At 67.6% G+C, this 17957-nt stretch carries 14 protein-coding genes; 8 read left to right on the top strand and 6 right to left on the bottom strand.

Annotated features, from left to right (window positions below; translation table 11 throughout):
* Positions 1–434: 434 nt before the first annotated feature.
* A complete protein-coding gene (locus tag ACQR13_RS06595; protein WP_434862677.1) occupies positions 435–956 on the top strand; it encodes a PAS domain-containing protein in 522 nt (173 codons plus the stop codon).
* Positions 934–2244: a methyl-accepting chemotaxis protein gene (locus ACQR13_RS06600; protein WP_434862678.1), complete on the top strand. Its 1311-nt coding sequence runs from the start codon at positions 934–936 to the stop codon at positions 2242–2244. Before ACQR13_RS06595 ends, ACQR13_RS06600 begins: the two co-directional genes overlap by 23 nt.
* 68 nt (positions 2245–2312) lie before the next feature.
* Here the strand turns inward: ACQR13_RS06600 and ACQR13_RS06605 are convergent, their stop codons facing one another.
* From ACQR13_RS06605 to xylB, 5 genes are all read right to left on the bottom strand, one after another.
* Positions 2313–2651 (bottom strand): Rieske 2Fe-2S domain-containing protein, encoded by a 339-nt coding sequence (locus tag ACQR13_RS06605; protein WP_315713941.1) that lies wholly within the window; start codon positions 2649–2651, stop codon positions 2313–2315.
* A gap of 435 nt (positions 2652–3086) precedes the next feature.
* Complete coding sequence (locus ACQR13_RS06610) at positions 3087–4034, bottom strand: ABC transporter substrate-binding protein (RefSeq protein WP_315713942.1); 948 nt, start codon at positions 4032–4034, stop codon at positions 3087–3089.
* Positions 4035–4134: 100 nt separating this feature from the next.
* On the bottom strand, positions 4135–5175 hold the full coding sequence (locus tag ACQR13_RS06615; protein WP_315713943.1) for an ABC transporter permease subunit: 1041 nt from the start codon (positions 5173–5175) through the stop codon (positions 4135–4137).
* Positions 5168–6691: a sugar ABC transporter ATP-binding protein gene (locus ACQR13_RS06620; protein ID WP_315713944.1), complete on the bottom strand. Its 1524-nt coding sequence runs from the start codon at positions 6689–6691 to the stop codon at positions 5168–5170. Before ACQR13_RS06620 ends, ACQR13_RS06615 begins: the two co-directional genes overlap by 8 nt.
* Positions 6692–6839: 148 nt before the next feature.
* The gene (gene xylB, locus ACQR13_RS06625) at positions 6840–8285 is read right to left on the bottom strand and encodes a xylulokinase (protein WP_315752631.1); all 1446 of its coding nucleotides are present in this window, start codon (positions 8283–8285) and stop codon (positions 6840–6842) included.
* A 128-nt stretch (positions 8286–8413) separates the two neighbouring features.
* Between xylB and ACQR13_RS06630 the strand changes: the two genes are divergently transcribed.
* From ACQR13_RS06630 to ACQR13_RS06645, 4 genes are all read left to right on the top strand, one after another.
* Complete coding sequence (locus ACQR13_RS06630; protein WP_315713946.1) at positions 8414–9247, top strand: glucose 1-dehydrogenase; 834 nt, start codon at positions 8414–8416, stop codon at positions 9245–9247.
* A gap of 186 nt (positions 9248–9433) precedes the next feature.
* Positions 9434–10558 (top strand): diguanylate cyclase domain-containing protein, encoded by a 1125-nt coding sequence (locus ACQR13_RS06635; RefSeq protein ID WP_434862679.1) that lies wholly within the window; start codon positions 9434–9436, stop codon positions 10556–10558.
* Positions 10559–10671: 113 nt separating this feature from the next.
* Positions 10672–12006, top strand: a complete 1335-nt coding sequence (locus ACQR13_RS06640) for an acyclic terpene utilization AtuA family protein (RefSeq protein WP_434862680.1) — start codon at positions 10672–10674, stop codon at positions 12004–12006.
* Between the two features lie 85 nt (positions 12007–12091).
* The gene (locus tag ACQR13_RS06645) at positions 12092–13642 is read left to right on the top strand and encodes a GMC family oxidoreductase (RefSeq protein WP_434862681.1); all 1551 of its coding nucleotides are present in this window, start codon (positions 12092–12094) and stop codon (positions 13640–13642) included.
* Positions 13643–13645: 3 nt separating this feature from the next.
* On the opposite strand, the gene ggt is transcribed toward ACQR13_RS06645, so the two are convergent.
* Positions 13646–15319, bottom strand: coding sequence for a gamma-glutamyltransferase (gene ggt, locus ACQR13_RS06650; protein ID WP_434862682.1), 1674 nt, complete (start codon positions 15317–15319; stop codon positions 13646–13648).
* A gap of 216 nt (positions 15320–15535) precedes the next feature.
* On the opposite strand from ggt, the gene ACQR13_RS06655 reads away from it, so the two are divergent.
* Both ACQR13_RS06655 and ACQR13_RS06660 read left to right on the top strand, forming a co-directional pair.
* The gene (locus ACQR13_RS06655; RefSeq protein ID WP_315826045.1) at positions 15536–17029 is read left to right on the top strand and encodes an amidohydrolase family protein; all 1494 of its coding nucleotides are present in this window, start codon (positions 15536–15538) and stop codon (positions 17027–17029) included.
* Positions 17026–17955, top strand: coding sequence for a CobW family GTP-binding protein (locus ACQR13_RS06660; protein WP_315826046.1), 930 nt, complete (start codon positions 17026–17028; stop codon positions 17953–17955). Before ACQR13_RS06655 ends, ACQR13_RS06660 begins: the two co-directional genes overlap by 4 nt.
* Positions 17956–17957: the final 2 nt, after the last annotated feature.

Below are 17957 nucleotides of genomic sequence, written 5' to 3' on the forward strand. Positions count from 1 at the left end.
GCCGGGCCGGTCGGGCATGAGCGCCCCGACCGGCCCGTGCGCGTCTCACGAGGTTGCGTGGCGTCACGTACGCACCTCCTGGTCCTTGTGCCACATCTTCCGACAAGGCGACGGCCGATGCGATCCTCCGGCCAGCGGTCCAGACCCAACGCCGACCATCGAGCCGGCGCGTCCCGTCCCTGCCGCGGGCGGTCTCTGTAGTTTGGCGGACCTCCCGGTTAACGCGATGTTTGACAGTTAACGTCAGATTGAGGCCGGTGAGGCGGACAGCCTTTTTCCTGAGCCGACGAAAGCCGGTCGATGGGGGTCTCGGCGACACCCGGCCGCATGCCGGACGACGCCGGTTCCGCCAGCGCCTCGACCGGACCGTCCGTGAAGGCCGGGACATCCCGTCTGTCCGCCCCGCATCGTGATGACCGCAAGGAGGACCAGCCATGGCCCACGTTGTGAAGCCGACGGGAATCGAGCACATGCTCGGCGAAGAAGACCTGATCGTCTCGAAGACCGACCGCAAGGGACGCATCACCTACGCCAACGACGTCTTCGTTCGCATGGCCAGGTATAGCTATGACGAGCTCCTGGGAGCGCCTCACAGCCTGATCCGCCATCCCGAGATGCCGCGTTGCGTCTTCAAGCTGCTGTGGGACACGCTGGAGGCCAAGCGCGAGATCTTCGCCTATGTCGTCAACCTGGCCAAGGACGGCAGCCATTATTGGGTGCTCGCCCATGTGACGCCGACGCTGGACGACCAGGGCAATATCATCGGCTACCATTCCAACCGCCGCAGACCCGAGCGAGCGCCGATCGAGCGGCTCAAGTCCATTTACAAGGCGCTGTGCGACGAAGAGGCGCGCCACGCCAATGCCAAGGATGGCCTGCGCGCAAGCTTTGACATGATGGTCGCGGCGATCAAACAACAAGGCGTTGAATATGATGAGTTCGTGCTCTCTCTCTAAGGCGCAGATCGCGATCGCGGCGGCGGCGCTGCTGACACTCGGCGCGCTGGCCTGGCTCGTCGTCGCCGGCACGACCTCGCCCGCGGCAGGCGGAGCGCTGCTCATCGCGGTCGCGCTGCTGCTCGGCCTTGCCCTGTGGCAGCTGCGGTTGGCGGCTGCCGTGGTCGCGGAGGCGGCCATGGTGTGTCACAGCGCGGCCAAAGGCAACCTCGAGCCGCGGGTGCTGAGCCGGCGCCAGCACGGCGACATCGGCTTGTTGCAGAAATCGATCAACGACATGCTCGACATCACCGACGCCTTCGTGCGCGAAGCGTCGGCCTCTATGGACTATGCCAGCCGCGGCAAGCATTTCCGCAAGATCATGGCGCGAGGCCTGCCTGGCGCATTCCGCCGGTCCGCGGCGATCATCAACCAGGGCACCGACAGCCTCGGCCGCCGGGTGGTCGACATTGCGGGTCTGGCACGGCAGTTCGGCACCCAACTCGACCAGATCGTCGTCAGCCTCGTCGGTGCAGCGGAGGATCTCGAGTCCGATGCCGGCCACGTCGCGACGGCCGCGACGGAAACCAGCCGCCAGACCGAGGATGTGATCGCCGCCTCGGGGCGCGCGTCGTCCAATGTTCAGACGGCGGCGGGCGCGGCCGATCAGCTCGCGTCCTCGATCGCCGAAATTGGCCGGCAGGTTTCACGCTCCACCGAAAGCGCCGGGCGTGCGGTCAGCGAGGCCAATCGTGCCGGCGGGGAGATCCGCGAACTTGCCGATGCCGCGGTCCGGATCGGCGACGTGGTCAAGCTGATCAGCGAGATCGCGGAACAGACCAATCTCCTGGCGCTGAATGCGTCGATCGAAGCGGCGCGGGCCGGCGACGCCGGGCGTGGTTTTTCCGTCGTTGCGGCCGAGGTCAAGAGTCTTGCCGATCAGACCGCCAAGGCGACCGAAGAGATCAGCGCCAAGGTCAACGAGATGCAGCACTCGACCTCCACGTCGGTCGCGTCGGTCGAGGCGATCGCGCGAACGATCGCCGAGATCGACGAGATCGCTTCCGCCATTTCGGCCGCGGTCGACCAGCAGGCGGCGGCGACGCGAGACATCGCGCACAACGTTCAGGAAGCCTCGTCCGGCACGGCACGGGTCGCGTCCAATGTCGGCGCGATCAGCAGCGCTGCCGCCGACACCGGCCGGATCGCGGCGCGGGTCAACAATGCCTCCGAGCGGGTCCATGGTGAGGTCGAGACGCTGCGTCGCGAGGTCGACCAGTTCATGAAGCGGCTGATGGCAACGGGATAGCTGCGGCGGCGTGCGGGCAGGTGTCTGCCGCGCGACCGTCGAGCGCCCCGCGGCCGGCCTGGGCCCGATCAGCTCGCGGCGCGCGCCGGCTTCACCGGCCCGACATCCACCTGGATCTCATCGCCCTCGACCTGCAGCGGGTAGGCGTGCAGCGCATTGCGGACGAGATGGGTGACGCACTTGCCATGGGTGGCGTCGAAGCCCCATTGATGGTGCGGGCAGGTGATCGTCCGGCCGTCGAAGGTCGCTTCCGCCAGCGGCACGTCGGCATGCGGGCAGCGGCCGCGATAGGCCTTCAGCTCGCCGCCACGGGGCCAGAGCAGCAGCACGCTCTTCTTGCCGACCTGGTACAGGCCCATGCCGCCTTCGGTCATGGCGCTTGTCGGACAGACTGCGGTGAAAGCCATCGGATCGCCTGCTGATTGATGCCGTCAGGCAGGCCCACGCAAGTTCCGGACCAGCGGAAAGCGGGGACAAACAGGGGAGTCTTGTCGCAAACGCGACAGGGCGCTGATTGAGCGCGGTCCTATGCGCGGCCGAGCGCGGCGAGGAATTCCTGCTGTGGAATGGAACAGGCCCTGCGCCCGCACCAGGCCGCGGCCGAGATCGTCGAGCTTGGCAGCCATCCCCGGGAGGAACCGCCAGCTCCAATGCCACCAGCGCAGGTTGAATTCCGCCGTCGAGAACGTTGATTGCCACATCTGCCATCGACGCGCGAGTCCGCGGCGATCGGTCGTTGAGGGCACGCCGACGAGACAGAATGTGGTTCCAAGCACAACGCCGCCCCAGAGAGGGCGGCGCTTCTCGATGCTTTCAATCAGATGCGGGTCGACGATCGAACTCTATTCCTTCCGCTCCGAGGTCCAACCCTTGTACTCGCCGACATTGTCGCGCGTGATCAGCTTGGAGGGCAGCAGCTCGACCGTCGAGGCCGGCTTCTGGCCATTGAGCAGGCCGACGCCGATCTGCACGGCGCGGCGGGCCATGAAGAACGGATCCTGCGAGGCCGAGGCTTGGATCTGCTGCGAGGCCGGATCCTTCAGCGCCGCCTCGATGTCGGGGGCGCCGTCGACCGCGGTGATGATGATGCCGGTGCGCTGCTGCTGACGCGCAGCGAGATCGGTGCCGATCGCCTGCGGATCGTTGATGGCAAAGATGGCGTCGATCTTCGGGAAGCGGGTGAGATAGCCCTGCGTCACCGTGAGGCCGCCCTCTCGCGAGCCCTTGCCGTCCTGGTCGCTGGAGAGAACCTTGATGCCGGGGGCCTTGGCGAACACGCTCTTGCAGCCGTTGACGCGGTCGATCACCGCCGACACCTGCGGCCCGTTCTCGATGATCACGTCACCCTTGCCGCCGAGTTTGTCGACGATGTACTGGCACGAGATCTCGCCGGCCTGCACGTTGTTGGTCGTCACGGTGGCATCGGCGCCCTCGGCGGCGGTGTCGACCGCAACGACGAGGATGCCGGCCGCCTGCGCCTTCTTGATCGCCGGGCCGATCGCCTTGGGATCTCCCGGGTTGAGCAGGATCATGTCGACGCCGGCGGCGATGAAATTGTCGATCTGGGTGACCTGCTTGCCGAGATCATATTCGAAGCCGACCGCGGTGATCTTGACGTTGGGATTGGTCTTCTTGGCCTCGAACTCGGCGCCCTTCGACAACGCGACGAAGAACGGGTTGCCGAGTGAGCCCAGCGACACGCCGATCGATTTCAGCTCCTTGGCCGATGACGGCGCGGAGCTCATCACGAGCGCCAGCGCGGCACCGGCTGATAACATCGACTTGACCATGTGTTTCCTCCCTGGTCCTTCCTGTTCGTCTACGCACGGCGGACCAGTGGCCGTGGAAGAATGCGTTGTGGCGGGCCCCGGTGGCGCCCGCCATGTTGTCTCAGGTGCGGGCCGAGCCCTGCAGCCGGTAGCGGTCGAGCGCGACGGCGCCGATGATCACGAGGCCCTTGATGACGTATTGCCAGATGTCGGACACGCCGACCAAGATGAGCCCGTTCGACAACACCGCGATGATGAGCGCGCCGACCAGCGTGCCCCAGATCGAGCCGATGCCGCCGACGAACGACGTGCCGCCGAGAATGACGGCGGTGATCGCGTCGAGCTCGTAGGACTGGCCGAGCTGCAGACCGTTCGCCGCATAGAGCCGCGCCGCCTGCATGCCGCCGCCGAGGCCGGCGAGCAGGCCGGACATGCCGTAGACGAAGATCAGCACCGCCCAGACCTTGATGCCGGCGAGTCGCGCGGCGCTCTCATTGCCGCCGACGGCATAGATGTGCACGCCGAGCACGGTCCGGCGCAGGATCAGCCAGGAGCCCAGGATCACCAGCAGCGCGATCACCGACAGCCAGGGGATCGAGACGACGCCGGGAATGATCGTCAGCGAGGCGTTGCCGATGAAGGCGTAGGGAATCGATGGGTTGAACACGGTGGTGTCGCCACCCATCAGGCGGGCGAGACCGCGCACCGCCGTGAGCGACCCGAGTGTCACGATGAACGGCGGCAGCCGCAATAGCGCGATCAACGCGCCATTGACGACGCCGAAGGCAAGGCCCGTCAGCACCGCGGCCGGCAGCCACAGTGCGCCGAGATCGGGCATCTTCGACAGTGTCAGGCCGGCCATGGCAGCCGCGGCGAGGATCGAGCCGACCGACAAATCGATGCCGCCGGTCAGGATGACGAAGGTCATGCCGGCGGCGAGCACGGTATTCACGGCGGCCTGCTGCAGCACGATGCCGAGATTCTGTCCTGAGAAGAAGCGTCCGTCGGACAGCATGTGGAAGCCGACGCAGAGGATCAGCAGCACCGGCAGCATGCCGGCGGCGCGGATCATCAGCCGTAGCCGCTGCTGCTTGTTGTCCGATGCGGACGGCAGGCCGGATGAAGGCGCGGTCTTGGCTTGCGACGAACTGTTGTCAGGCATCGACGTGCTCCGTCCCGGTGGCCAGCGCCATGATGTCTTCCTGGGTGATGGGGGATGTCGCGCTCTGCTGCAACTCGCCGGCCAGATGCCCTTCGCGCATCACCAGCACGCGGTCGCAGATGCCGAGAATCTCCGGCAGATCGGACGAGATCACCAGGATCGCGGTGCCGGACTTGGCGAGATTGTCGATGATCGAATAGATCTCGGACTTGGCGCCGACATCGACGCCGCGGGTCGGCTCGTCCAGGATCAGGACCTTCGGCGCGGTCGCAAGCAGGCGGGACAGCAGCACCTTCTGCTGATTGCCGCCCGACAGGCCGCCGACGGTGACGCCAGGATTGGGAGCGCGGATGCCGAGCGCGCTGAACGCCTCGTCGGCGCGTGCGCGCGCCTTGTCGCGGTCGAGAATGCCGCCGGGCTTCGCGTCCCGTCCGATCACGGCGAGGTTGATGTTGTCGGCGCAGGACATGTCGAGGAACAGCCCGAGCGCCTTCCTGTCCTCGGTCAGATAGGCGATGCCGGCATCGAGCGCATCGCGCGGCGTGTCGATGCTGACTTTCTCACCGTCGAGCTCGATGTGTCCGGTCGTCTTCGGCGCGGCTCCGATGATGAGATGCGCGAGCTCGGTGCGTCCGGCGCCGATCAGCCCGGCGAGGCCGACCACCTCGCCGGCATGAACGGTCAACGAGCAATTCTTGACGCGATGGCCGTCGCCGAGGTCGACGGCGCTGAGCACCGCGCGATCACGCTTGGCGTGCGGGTCGTGGTCCTTCTTGTAGAACGACGACACGTCGCGACCGACCATCATGCGGACGATGCTGTCGGCGCGGATCTCCGGCTTGTCGAGCGAGCCGACCAGCCGGCCGTCGCGCAGCACGGTGACGCGGTCGCCGAGCGCATAGACCTCGTCCATGCGATGCGAGATGTAGATGATGGCGAGCCCTTCGGCGCGGAGCTGGCGGATCAGCGCGAACAGCTTCTCGCTCTCGCCGGCCGACAGCGAGGTGGTCGGCTCGTCCATGATCAGGATCTTGGATCGTGCATGCAGCGCGCGGGCAATCTCCACCAGCTGGCGCTGGCCCATCGACAACTCGGCCACCAAGGTGGAGGCCGTGAAATCGGCGCCGAGCCGGTCCAGGATCGGTCCGACGCCCTCGCGCATCGTGCTGCGCGCGAGCAGGCCGCTCTGCGACAGCTCGCGGCCGAGATAGATGTTTTCGGCGACCGTCAGGTTCGGCGCCAGCGACAACTCTTGGTAGATGATCGAAATGCCGGCGTTGCGGCCGCCCATCGGCCCTTCGATGCGCACCGGCCGGCCCTCGATGCGGATCTCACCGCCGGGATCCGGGCGATAGGCGCCGGAGAGAATCTTCATCAGCGTGGATTTGCCGGCACCGTTCTCGCCCATCAGCGCATGGACTTCGCCGGCGTAGACGGTGAGGTCGACCTTGTGCAGGGCCTTGATGGTGAAGAATGACTTCGACACCCCGCGCATCTCGAGGATCGGACCGCTCATCGTGCCTCCCAATGCACGTCGTCTCGTCGTCCGCGGCTCGTTGATCGCTGGCGCGGGAAGCCATTAAACTAGAGGCTGTTGCCGAATACAATATGAAAGAGACGCCGCCGCAACACGTCGCCGCGACGAATGCCTTTCGGAGATCCGGTTAGCTCGGCCGACGATAGAGCTGTCGCCAGCGCGGCCGCCGCTCGGCATAGGCTGCCGACAGCGCGACGTCCGGAGCGAAGGTCCGCACGCGCGCCGGCGGCGTGCAGACCGCGCCGATGTCCTCACCGGTGACGGCAAGACGTGCCAGCCGCGCCGCGCCGAAGGCGGCGCCGGTCTCGCCCTCGGCCAGCCGATGAACGGGAATGCCGAGCACATTCGCCAGGATCGCCAGCCAAAGGTCCGAGCGCGATCCGCCGCCGATCGCATCCGCTTCGGCAATGACGAGCCCGGTTTCCGTCAGCGCGTCGCGGCAGTCGGCCAGTGCGAAGGCAACGCCCTCGAGCACTGCCTGGACGATGGCGTTGCGGTCGGTGGCGTGGCTCAGGCCGTCGAGCAGGCCGCGGACATGGGGATCGTCATGCGGCGTGCGCTCGCCCGCGAGATAGGGCAGGAAGCTGACCGGCGACGGCGCGGCGGGCCCCGCGCCCAGCGGGGCGAGCAGCTCGGTCTCGCTCGCGCCGAGCAGCCGCGCGACCCAGGCGAGGCATGAGGCCGCCGACAGCATCGCGCCAGCCTGCAGCCACATCGCCGGGATGGCATGACAGAAGGTGTGAACGACGCGCTCGGGATTGGCCGTGACGGCGTCGACCGGCGAGATCACGGCGCCGGACGTGCCGAGCGTGATGAACGTGGCGCCCGGCCGGATCGCGCCGATGCCGATGGCGCCGGCCGGGTTGTCGCCGGCGCCTCCCGCGATGGTTGGGCGCTTCGTCATGCCCCAGCGTTCCGCGAGGTTACTGCGCAGCCGGCCTGCCGGCGCGCAGCCTTCGACGAGGCGCGGCATCTGCGCACGGGTGAGGCCGGTGGCGGCGAGGCCCTCGTCGCACCAGTCGCGCCTGGTGACATCGAGCCAGAGCGAGCCGGACGCATCGGACATGTCCTCGATCGCATCGCCCGTCAGCACCAGCCGGACATAGGCCTTCGGCAGCAGAACCAGCCGCGTGGCCGCGAAGATCTCGGGCTCGTGCGCCGCGATCCACATCAGCTTCGGCGCGGCGAAGCCGGGCATCGCCTTGTTGCCGGTGATCGTGCGCAAGGCGGACCAGCGCTGCTCCAGCGCAGCGCATTCGCGCTCCGACCGGCCGTCGTTCCAGAGAATGCAGGGCCGCAACGGATTCATCGCGGCATCGAGCAGCACCGGGCCATGCATCTGGCCCGACAGGCCGATGGCGTCCACCGCCGCCAACGCGCCGGGATGATCCGCCTTCAGCGCATCGAGCGTGGCGAATACCGCGCCGATCCATGCGGCGGGGTCCTGCTCGGCCCGGCCCGGTCGCGGCACGTCCATCGTCAAGGCGTGGCTGCGGCTCGCAACGACGCGCTGCGTGTCATCGACGATGATCGTCTTGACCGCGGATGTTCCAAGATCGATGCCGAGATACATGACGTCTCACGCCTGCGTGCGCAACGACGGATACGGAGTGGAGCGATACCAGACTCCTGATAGCCTTGTCATCCGAACGCGAGTCATCGCAGCGTGCTGAGGCGAGATCATTTTCACGGAGTCGAGACATGGAGCCATCTGACCAACCAGCCGAACGGGCGTCGCGTCTCGTCGGACACTACGCGCTGGTGACGGGCGCAACGCAAGGCATCGGCCGCGCGATCGCGGTGCGGTTTGCCGAGGAGGGTGCGCATGTCGCGATCAATTTCGGCGGCCCGTCGCCGTCCGGCGACGAAACCCTGGCGCTGGTGCAGGCCGCCTCTGCCGCGCATGGTCACGGCTCGCGTGATCACGTTGCCGTGAAGGCCGACATCGGCGTCGAGGCCGAGATCGCCGAGATGTTCGAGACGGTGCTGAAGCGCTGGCCCCGGCTCGACTGCCTGGTCAACAATGCCGGCTTTCAGCGGGAATCGCCCAGCGAGGCGCTCGACGTCGACACGTATCGCAAGATCCTCGAGGTCAACCTCAACGGTGCCGTGCTCTGCGCGCGTCACGCGCTGGCGCATTTCGTCACGCGCGGCGGCGGCAACATCATCAACACCTCAAGCGTGCACCAGATCATTCCGAAGCCCGGCTATCTCGCTTATTCGATCAGTAAGAGCGCGATGGCGGGCCTCACGCGGACCCTGGCGCTCGAATTCGCCGGGCGCGGCATCCGCGTCAATTCGGTCGGGCCGGGCGCCGTCGACACGCCGATCAACGCGGCCTGGACCGGGGACCCGGCCAAGCGCGCGGCGGTCGAGTCCCACATTCCGATGGGGCGGGTGGCGAGCCCGGAAGAGATCGCCGGCGTGTTCGCCTTTCTCGCCTCGTCCGAAGCGAGCTACATCACCGGACAGACGATCTATGCATGCGGCGGCATCACGCTGTTCGGCGAATTCCGAGACAATTGGGCGAGCTGATCCCGGCCCTGCATCGCTCATGCGCGCGTGCGCGTACCATCATTCGCATTCTATCCACTTGCATTGTCATCGTCGCAGTGAGGATCTCTTAAGCATCCGCGGCGCATGGCAGCCCTTCGCGGGTGCAGCGAGATTTCGTTAAGGCGTGGGTACGAGAGTGCGCGCGCTTGGCGAACTGGAATTGCGATGCATCGATTGGACCTGGACATTCGTCGCGATCTTGCGCATCTGCTGTACAGCTCGATGCCGCTGGTCGGGACGATCTCGGCCGCCGCCGTCGTGATCGGCAGCGTGATGGCCTGGGTTGCGCGCGATCCGGGCTACGCCGCGATCACGGTGGTGCTGCTGGTGATCGGCGCCCTTCGTGTTCTCAAGCTACGGATGTTCGCCGCGCGCTTCGATCGGCTCGATCACGATGCGATCATTCGCTGGGAACGCCTCTACGGCCTCGGCGCCGCCGCCTTCGGTCTGGCCGTCGGTGCGTTGTCGGCACGCGCGTTTCAGATCGGCGACGGGCCGGGCATCTGGATGTGCTTCGGCCTGTCGATGGCCTTCTGCGTCGGCATCGTGTCGCGTGTCAGCCCATGGATCGTCATGACCTCCTCGGCGGTGCTGCTGATTCCGACCGTGGTGGCCTGCCTGATGCAGCCCGAGCCGGTGTACCGGATGGGCGCCGGCATGGTGGTGCTGTTCTGGATCACGCTGCGCGGCACGTCGTATCGACTCACGGCCGCCTTCACCGAGCGGATCACGGCGCAGCAGGCCTTGGCGCGGCAGGCGCTGCGCGATTTCCTCACCGGCCTGCCGAACCGCGCCGCGTTCATCGCCGCGCTCGGCCGGTGCGATCGCCCCGTCGCCATCATCGCGGTCGATCTCGATGGCTTCAAGCTCGTCAACGACCGGTTCGGCCATCAGGCCGGTGACGAGCTGCTGTGCCAGGTCGGCGCACGTCTGCAGGATTGCCTCGGCGAAACGGGCCTGGCGGCGCGGTTCGGCGGCGACGAATTCATGCTGCTGCTGCCCGCGGTGGGACGTGACGCCGCTCTCGTGTTCGCGCAAGCGGCGGTGACGGCGCTGTCGCAACCCTTCACGCTGGCTGGAACGCGCGTTCAGATCGGCGCCAGCGCCGGCATCCTGGTCACCGAGGATCGGCAGGCGGACACCGAGGCGCTGCTCGACCAGGCCGATCGCGCGCTCTATGCGGCCAAGCGTGCCGGCGGCCAGCGTTGGTGCTGGGCCGACGAGCACATGGCCGTTGCCGTCGCATGCACGGCGAGCAGCGAGGCGCCGACGCTGGCGCTCGCGGACTAGCAGCACGATGGCAGCCTGACCGTTCCACGCGGACGCTGGCAAGCTCGGACCGCGGCCGCTAATGTAACCGGCAGAAGCCGACGAACGGCGCACGATGTCAGGAGGAGCGGCCGATGCGGAGCATCAGGATCGGCGCCGGAGCGGGCTATTCCGGTGACCGGATCGAGCCTGCGGTGGAGCTCGCGGCGAAGGGCGGCCTGGACTATCTCGTGTTCGAGTGCCTGGCGGAGCGCACGATCGCGCTGGCGCAGCAGGCGCGCATGAAGGATCCGGCCGCCGGCTATGATCCGCTGCTGGCGGCGCGCATGCAGGCCGTGCTGCCGATCTGCCGCGCCAACAACGTCCGTATCGTCACCAACATGGGGGCGGCCAATCCGGTCGCCGCGGCCGAAGCCACCCGCACCATCGCGCGCCGGCTTGGACTGACGGGGCTGAAGATCGCGGCCGTGACCGGCGACGATGTTCTGGAGCCGTTGAAGACAGCGGATGTCGTGCTCGACACTGGCGACACGATCCGGGCCCTCGGCAATCGGGTCGTCTCGGCCAACGCCTATGTCGGGGCGGGCGCGATCGCAGAGGCGCTCGCGGCCGGCGCGGATGTCGTGATCACCGGGCGCGCCGCCGACCCGGCGCTCTTTCTCGGACCTCTGATCCACGAGTTCGGCTGGGCCCTGGATGATTGGGACCGGCTCGGGCAGGGCACCGTCGTCGGTCATCTGCTCGAATGCGCTGGACAGATCACCGGCGGCTATTTCGCCGATCCCGGAGCGAAGGATGTTCCCGATCTCGCCCGGCTCGGCTTTCCGATCGGCGAGGTGCGCGAGGATGGCGAACTGATCGTGACCAAGGTCGCGGGCTCCGGCGGCTGCGTCACGCCGGCGACCGTGAAGGAGCAACTGCTCTATGAGATCCACGATCCCGTGCAATATTTCCAACCCGACGTCGTGGCGGATTTCTCGCAGGTGACCGTCGAGGAGCTTGGTCCGGACCGGGTCAGGGTGGTCGGCGGTCGCGGCCGGCCGAAGACGGGACTGCTGAAGACCTCGGTCGGCTATCTCGATTCCTATATCGGCGAGGGTCAGATCTCCTATGCCGGCCCTGGCGCGGTCACGCGCGGCCGCCTTGCGCTCGATGTCGTCAGGGAGCGCCTCGCGCTCACCGGCGTGGCGGTGAACGAGCTGCGCTGCGACCTGATCGGGTTGAATGCGCTGCATGGCGACGATCGCGCACAGGGCGCCGAGCCCTACGAGGTGCGCGTTCGTGTCGCCGGGCGGACCGAGACGATGGCGGAGGCGATCCGCATCGGCAACGAGGTCGAGACGCTCTACACCAATGGCCCGGCAGGTGGCGGCGGCGCCTGGAAATCGGCGCGCGAGGTGATCGCCGTCGCCTCCTGTCTCGTTGCCGAGGATGCGCCGCAGCTCTGCGTCGGCATGCTGACGGCCTGAGTTTTCAAGGGCTTCACGGATCGCTCTCGGCGGCGCAAGCTGGCCGTCATGGTTGCGGTGCCTGAGAACAGCGAGAATTCAGTCCATGTATGACGTCATTGTGGTCGGCGGCGGCTCCGCGGGAGCGGTCGTCGCTGCGCGCCTGTCCGAAGACCCCCGGACGCGGGTCCTGCTGCTCGAAGCCGGCGCGGACTGGCGCGCGGACGACGCGCCGTGGGAGATCGTGACGCCCAACCCGATTCCGATCATCCATGATCGCGCCTTCCAGGAGAAATGGCAGTGGCCGGAGTTGATGTCCCGCCGCGTCGCCGGGCAGGACATGCGTTTCTACTGGCGCGGAAAGGGGCTGGGCGGCAGCTCGATGATGAACGGCCAGATCGCGATCCGCGGCGTGGCCGATGCGTTCGATGAATGGGCGGCCAATGGTTGCAAGGGATGGTCGGCCAAGGACATCATGCCGCTGTTCGCGGTGATCGAGGACGATCTCGCATTCGGTGATCGCGAGGGGCACGGTCGCGGCGGCCCGCTTCCAGTCACTCGCGCACCGCCTGACACATGGGGCCCGATCGATCGTGGCTTGCGCGATGCCGCGCTGGCGAGCGGCTATCGCTGGTGCGACGATCTCAATGGGCCCGATGGCGAGGGCGTCGCCTGCTATCCGATCAACAGCCGCAACGGCCGCCGTATCTCCACCAATGAGGGCTATCTCGAGCCGGCCCGCGGCCGTTCGAACCTGGAGATCCGGGGGCGGGCGCTGGTCGATCGGCTGCTGATCAGCGACGGCAGGGCGACCGGCGTGCGCGTCCACATCGAAGGTGAAGGCGTGAAAAACGTCGCGGCGCGCGAGGTCGTGCTGTGCGCCGGCGCGATCCACAGCCCCGCGATCCTGCTGCGCTCGGGTATCGGCCCTGCGACCGATCTGCTGGAGATGGGAATTGCGGTCGTGCGTGATCTTCCGGTCGGCCGGCACTTCTTCGATCATCCGCTGTTCCGCACCACCATCCAGCTCCGCGAGGCGCTGCGTCCGACCGACCGCGACACGCGCCATACCAATTGCTGCGTCACCTACTCGTCGGGCCTCGCCGGCGGCGGCAAGCGCGACATGATCCTGATCGCGTTCAACCATCGGGGCATCGGCGTGCCCGGCGCGATCGGCGCCGGACTGTTCAACGCCTTCTCGCGCGGTACGCTCAGGCTCGCCTCGACCGATCCGAGCGTGGATCCGATCGTCGAGGAGAACATGCTGGCCGATCCGCGCGACGTGGCGCGAATGCGGGACGCGGTGAAGCGGCTGGCCGTGATCACGGTGCAGCCGGCGCTGCGCGACATCGCCGACTGGATTCGCCTCGGCGATACGGAGTTCACGCTGCCGCAGGCGGCTGCGCTGCCCGAGGCCGAGCTCGATGCGCTGCTGCGGCAGGTCACCGGCGACATCCAGCATGCGGCGGGGAGCTGCCGCATGAGCGGATTCGACGATGGCGACGGCGTGGTCGATCCGGACGGCCGCGTGAAGGGCATTGCCGGCCTGCGCGTCGCCGATGCCTCGATCATGCCGTCCGATTGCCGCGCCAACACGCATTTCACCACCGTCGTGATCGGCGAGGCGATCGCGCGGATGATGCGAGAGCGCCTGTAGAGCTCACGCGATGGCGAAGCGAAGCCCGGCGCGGGCGCGCCCGCCGGAGATCGCGATCGGGGTGCCGTCGGCGCGCCAGCACGCGGCTCCTGTCAGCGTGCCGTCGTCGCCGAACGCGATCGCGTTCATGCCGCCGGCCACGACCGGCTCGCGCTTGATCTCGTGCCCGCGTGCGGCGAGCTCCCGCGCCACATGGTCGGGAAACGCCGGCTCGAGCTCGAGCACGCCGCCCTGCGTCCAGAGCCGCGGCGCCTCGACGGCCTCCTGCAGCGACATGCCGTGGTCGATCAGGTTGACCAGCGCCTGGAAGGCCGAGGGAAAGATGCGCAGGCCGCCGGGAAGGCCGAGCGCATAGCGCAAGCGGCCGTCGCGAAGCGCCATCATCGGCGCCATCGAGGTGAAGACGCGCTTGCCCGGCTGGATCGACAGCGCGCGGCCCGGATGCGGATCGAAATTGTACATGTAGTTGTTGGCGGTCATGCCGGTGCCCGGGATCTGTACGCAGGCGCCGAACAGGCCGTTGATGGTCTGGGTCGCCGCGACGACGTTGCCCTCGGCATCGGCGACCGTGACATGGGTGGTGTTGGCGGACTCCGTCGGCGCAAGGCCCGGGCCGAAGCTCCGGGCCCGGCTCATGTCGATCTGCGCCCGCCGCTGCGCGGCATAGGCCTTCGACGTCAGCCGCTCGACTGGCACGTCGACGAAAGCGGGATCGGCGGTGGCGACCGCCCGGTCGGCAAAGGCGATCTTCAAGGCTTCGGCAAGCACGTGCACGCCATCGGCCGAACCGAAGCCGAGCCCGCCGACGTCGAAGCCCTCGAGGATGTTCAGCATCTGCACGATGTGCACGCCGCTGGAGGAGGGCGGCGGCGGGCCGATGATCTCATGGCCGCGATAGTGGCCGCGGATCGGCGCGCGTTCGATCACCTTGTAGGCGGCGAGGTCGCTCGCATCGATCAGCCCGCCATTGTCGGCCATGTAGTCGGCCAGCGCGATCCCGAGCGGCCCGCCATAGAGAGCGTCCGGTCCTTGCTCCGCGATCAGCCGCAGCGATGCCGCATAGTCGGTCTGGATCACGCGCGTGCCTGGACTGACGGGCTCGCCGCCCGGCACGAACAGCGTCGACAGATGCGGATCGCCCGCGAGGTCGTCCGCGACCAGCCGCACGCAATCGTTGAGATAGGGACTGGCGATGAAGCCGTGCTCAGCGAGCCGGATCGCCGGCGCCATCACTTCGGCCAGCGGCAGCCGGCCGAAGCGCGACAGGGCCTCGCACCATCCCTTCAGCGCGCCGGGCACGGCGACCGCGAGCGCGCCTGCGACGTTGCGGCGGCCGCGGGTCTCGCGCGCCAGCGTGATCTCGTCGGAGACCGGATCATACATTCCTGGCGTGGCGCGCCGCGGCGCGGTGCTCAATCCGTCGAGCACGATGTGCCGTCCATCCGCAAGGCGGATGTGCGACAGCCCGCCGCCGAGAATGCCGACCATCATCGGCTCGACCACCGTCAGCGCGAACAGCGCGGCGACCGCGGCATCGATCGCGTTGCCGTCACGCATCAGCATCTCGGCACCGGCGCTGGAGGCGAGCGGATGATTGGTCACCACCATGCCGCGCGAGCCCGTCGCCGGCTGCTTCTCGCAGGTGAAGTCGGCGATGCGCCGTATGTGCGAAGCCATTCGGGTCTCCTCTGTCGAACGGCGGATGCCGAGAGGTCGTCTTTCGCAATCCTGCCCGATCCCTTGCGCAAGGGGAAGAGCGGCGCCCCAGCTCGACGAACTGATAAGTGCGCCACGCATGGCTCGGAGAGCATCGATCTCTCCCGCCGCGTTCTCATCGCCGCGCATCTGTGTTAGGCCTGGGCGCAGTTCCACCTCGCGAGCCCAGCTGATTTCATGCCTCACTACGATCTGATCATTCGCGGCGGTCGCGTGCTCGACCCGGAAACGAAGCTCGACGCCACGGCCGATGTCGCCATCAAGGATGGCGCGATCGCTGCCGTGGGCGATGTCGGCGGGGCCGCCGATCAGGTGGTCGATGCGGCCGGCCTCGCCGTCGTGCCCGGCTTCATCGATCTGCACGCGCATGGCCAGTCGTTGCCGGCCGACCGCATGCAGGCCTTCGACGGCGTCACCACCACGCTCGAGCTCGAGATCGGCGTGATGCCGGTGGCGCGCTGGTATGACGAGCAGGCGGCGATCGGCCGCCTTCTGAACTACGGCGCAGCGTCGGGCTGGGTGTTCGCGCGGATCGCGACGATGACGACGCAGCAGACCGCGTCCAACATCGCCGGCATGGGCGAGGCGATGCGCGACAAGCGTTGGGTCGAGGAGGTCGCCACGGCTGCCGAGACCGCCGAGATCGTCGAGCGCACGCGGCAGGGTCTGGAGCAGGGCGGTCTCGGCATTGCCTTCCCGAACGCCTACGCGCCCGGCACCGGCATGAAGGAGCTGTCGGAGCTGTGCAGCCTGGCGGCCAAGCACGACGTGCCGACCTACACGCACATCGCCTATATGTCGAACGTCGATCCGCGCAGCTCAGTCGATGCCTACACGCGGCTGATCGGGCTGGCCGGCTCGACCGGCGCCCACATGCACATCTGCCATTTCAACAGCACCAGCCTGCAGGATGTCGAGCGCTGCGCCGAGCTGGTGCAGACCGCGCAGAAGCAAGGCCTGAAGGTCACGACCGAAGCCTATCCCTACGGCACCGGCTCGACCGTGGTCGGCGCCGGCTTCTTCGCCGATCCCGCGTTCTGCCAGCGCATGGGTACCGGCTATGACGCAATCGAGATGGTCGCCGAGCGCCATCGGCTCGGCAGCCGTGACGAATTGCTGGCGCGGCAGCAGGACGATCCCGGCGCATTGGTGCTGATCCATTTCCTCGATGTCGCCGTCAACCAGCGCCACCGCGACCTGCTCGACGTCTCCGTGCTGTTTCCGGGCGGCGCCATCGCCTCCGATGCGATGCCGTGGATCCTGTCCAACGGCACGGACTACACCGGCGACGCCTGGCCGCTGCCGGATGACGCGGTGTCGCATCCGCGCTCATCGGCGACGTTCACGAAATTCCTGCGCGAATGGGTGCTGGACCGCAAGGCGGTGCCGCTGATGGAGGGCCTCGCCAAGTGCACGCTGATCCCGGCCCGGATTCTGGAACCGTCGACGCCCGCGATGCGCAAGAAGGGACGGCTGCAGGCCGGCTGCGACGCCGACATCGCCGTGCTCGATCTCGCCAGCCTGCGCGACCGCGCCGACTTCCTCAACATGAACCGGCCGTCCGAGGGCGTACGGCATCTGCTCGTCAATGGCCGCGCCGTCATCACCGATGGCGAGCTCGTTCGCGACGTCCGGCCGGGGCAGGCGGTACGCCGTCCGGTCCTGTCATGATCGTCCCGGTCCTGCTGGTCGCCGGATCGCTCGGTGCCGGCAAGACGACCCTGCTCAATCATCTGCTCGCCAATCCGGACGGACGGCGCATCGCCGCTGTTGTCAACGACTTCGGCGCGGTCGATATCGACGCGCAATTGCTCGGCACCGTCACCGAGGAGGTGATCAGCCTCAAGAACGGCTGCATTTGCTGCTCGCTGCAGGGCGACCTGCTGCGCACGCTGTCCTCCGTCATCAAGCGCGATCCGGCACCCGACGCGATTGCGATCGAGACATCGGGCATTTCCGATCCCGCCGAAATCATCCGCAGCCTAATGGATCCCGTGATCTTCAAGGTGGCGCCGCTCGAGACCGTCGTCACCTTGGTCGACCCGCAGCGGCTGCGCGATGATCCCGAGATCGAACAGGATGTGCTGTGGCGCTCGCAGTTACGGGCCGCGGATTTCGTGCTGCTGACCAAGGCCGATCTGCTCGACCGCGCCGCGCTCGATGCGGCCCGCGCCGTCGTCGGCGGCACCAAGCCGCAATCGGCGATCTTCGAGATCGCGCATGGCGTCGTCGCGCCGGACCTGCTGTTCAGCCGCGACATTCGCGCGCCGCGAGAGCTGCCCAAGCAGGTGCCGACGATGTCGCAACCTTTCGCAACCCTCACCTGGACCTCCCGTGCTCCGCTGTCGCTGGCCCGCTTCCAGCAGGTGATCGGAAAGCTCGCGCCGCGCACCCTGCGCATCAAGGGCATCCTGCTGTTCACCGACCATCCGGGACAGCCGATCCTGTTTCAGTCGGTGGCGACGCGCGGCACCTTGGCGCCGTCGCCGGTGTCGCCCGCCGATGGCCTCACGGCCCAGCTCGTGCTGATCGGACTCGAAGGTGAGCTCGACGCCGGCGAGATCGACGCGCTGCTGCACGAGGTGATCGTCGCCTGAGA

This window comes from Bradyrhizobium sp. HKCCYLRH3059 (assembly GCF_051168035.1).
GTDB lineage: Bacteria > Pseudomonadota > Alphaproteobacteria > Rhizobiales > Xanthobacteraceae > Bradyrhizobium.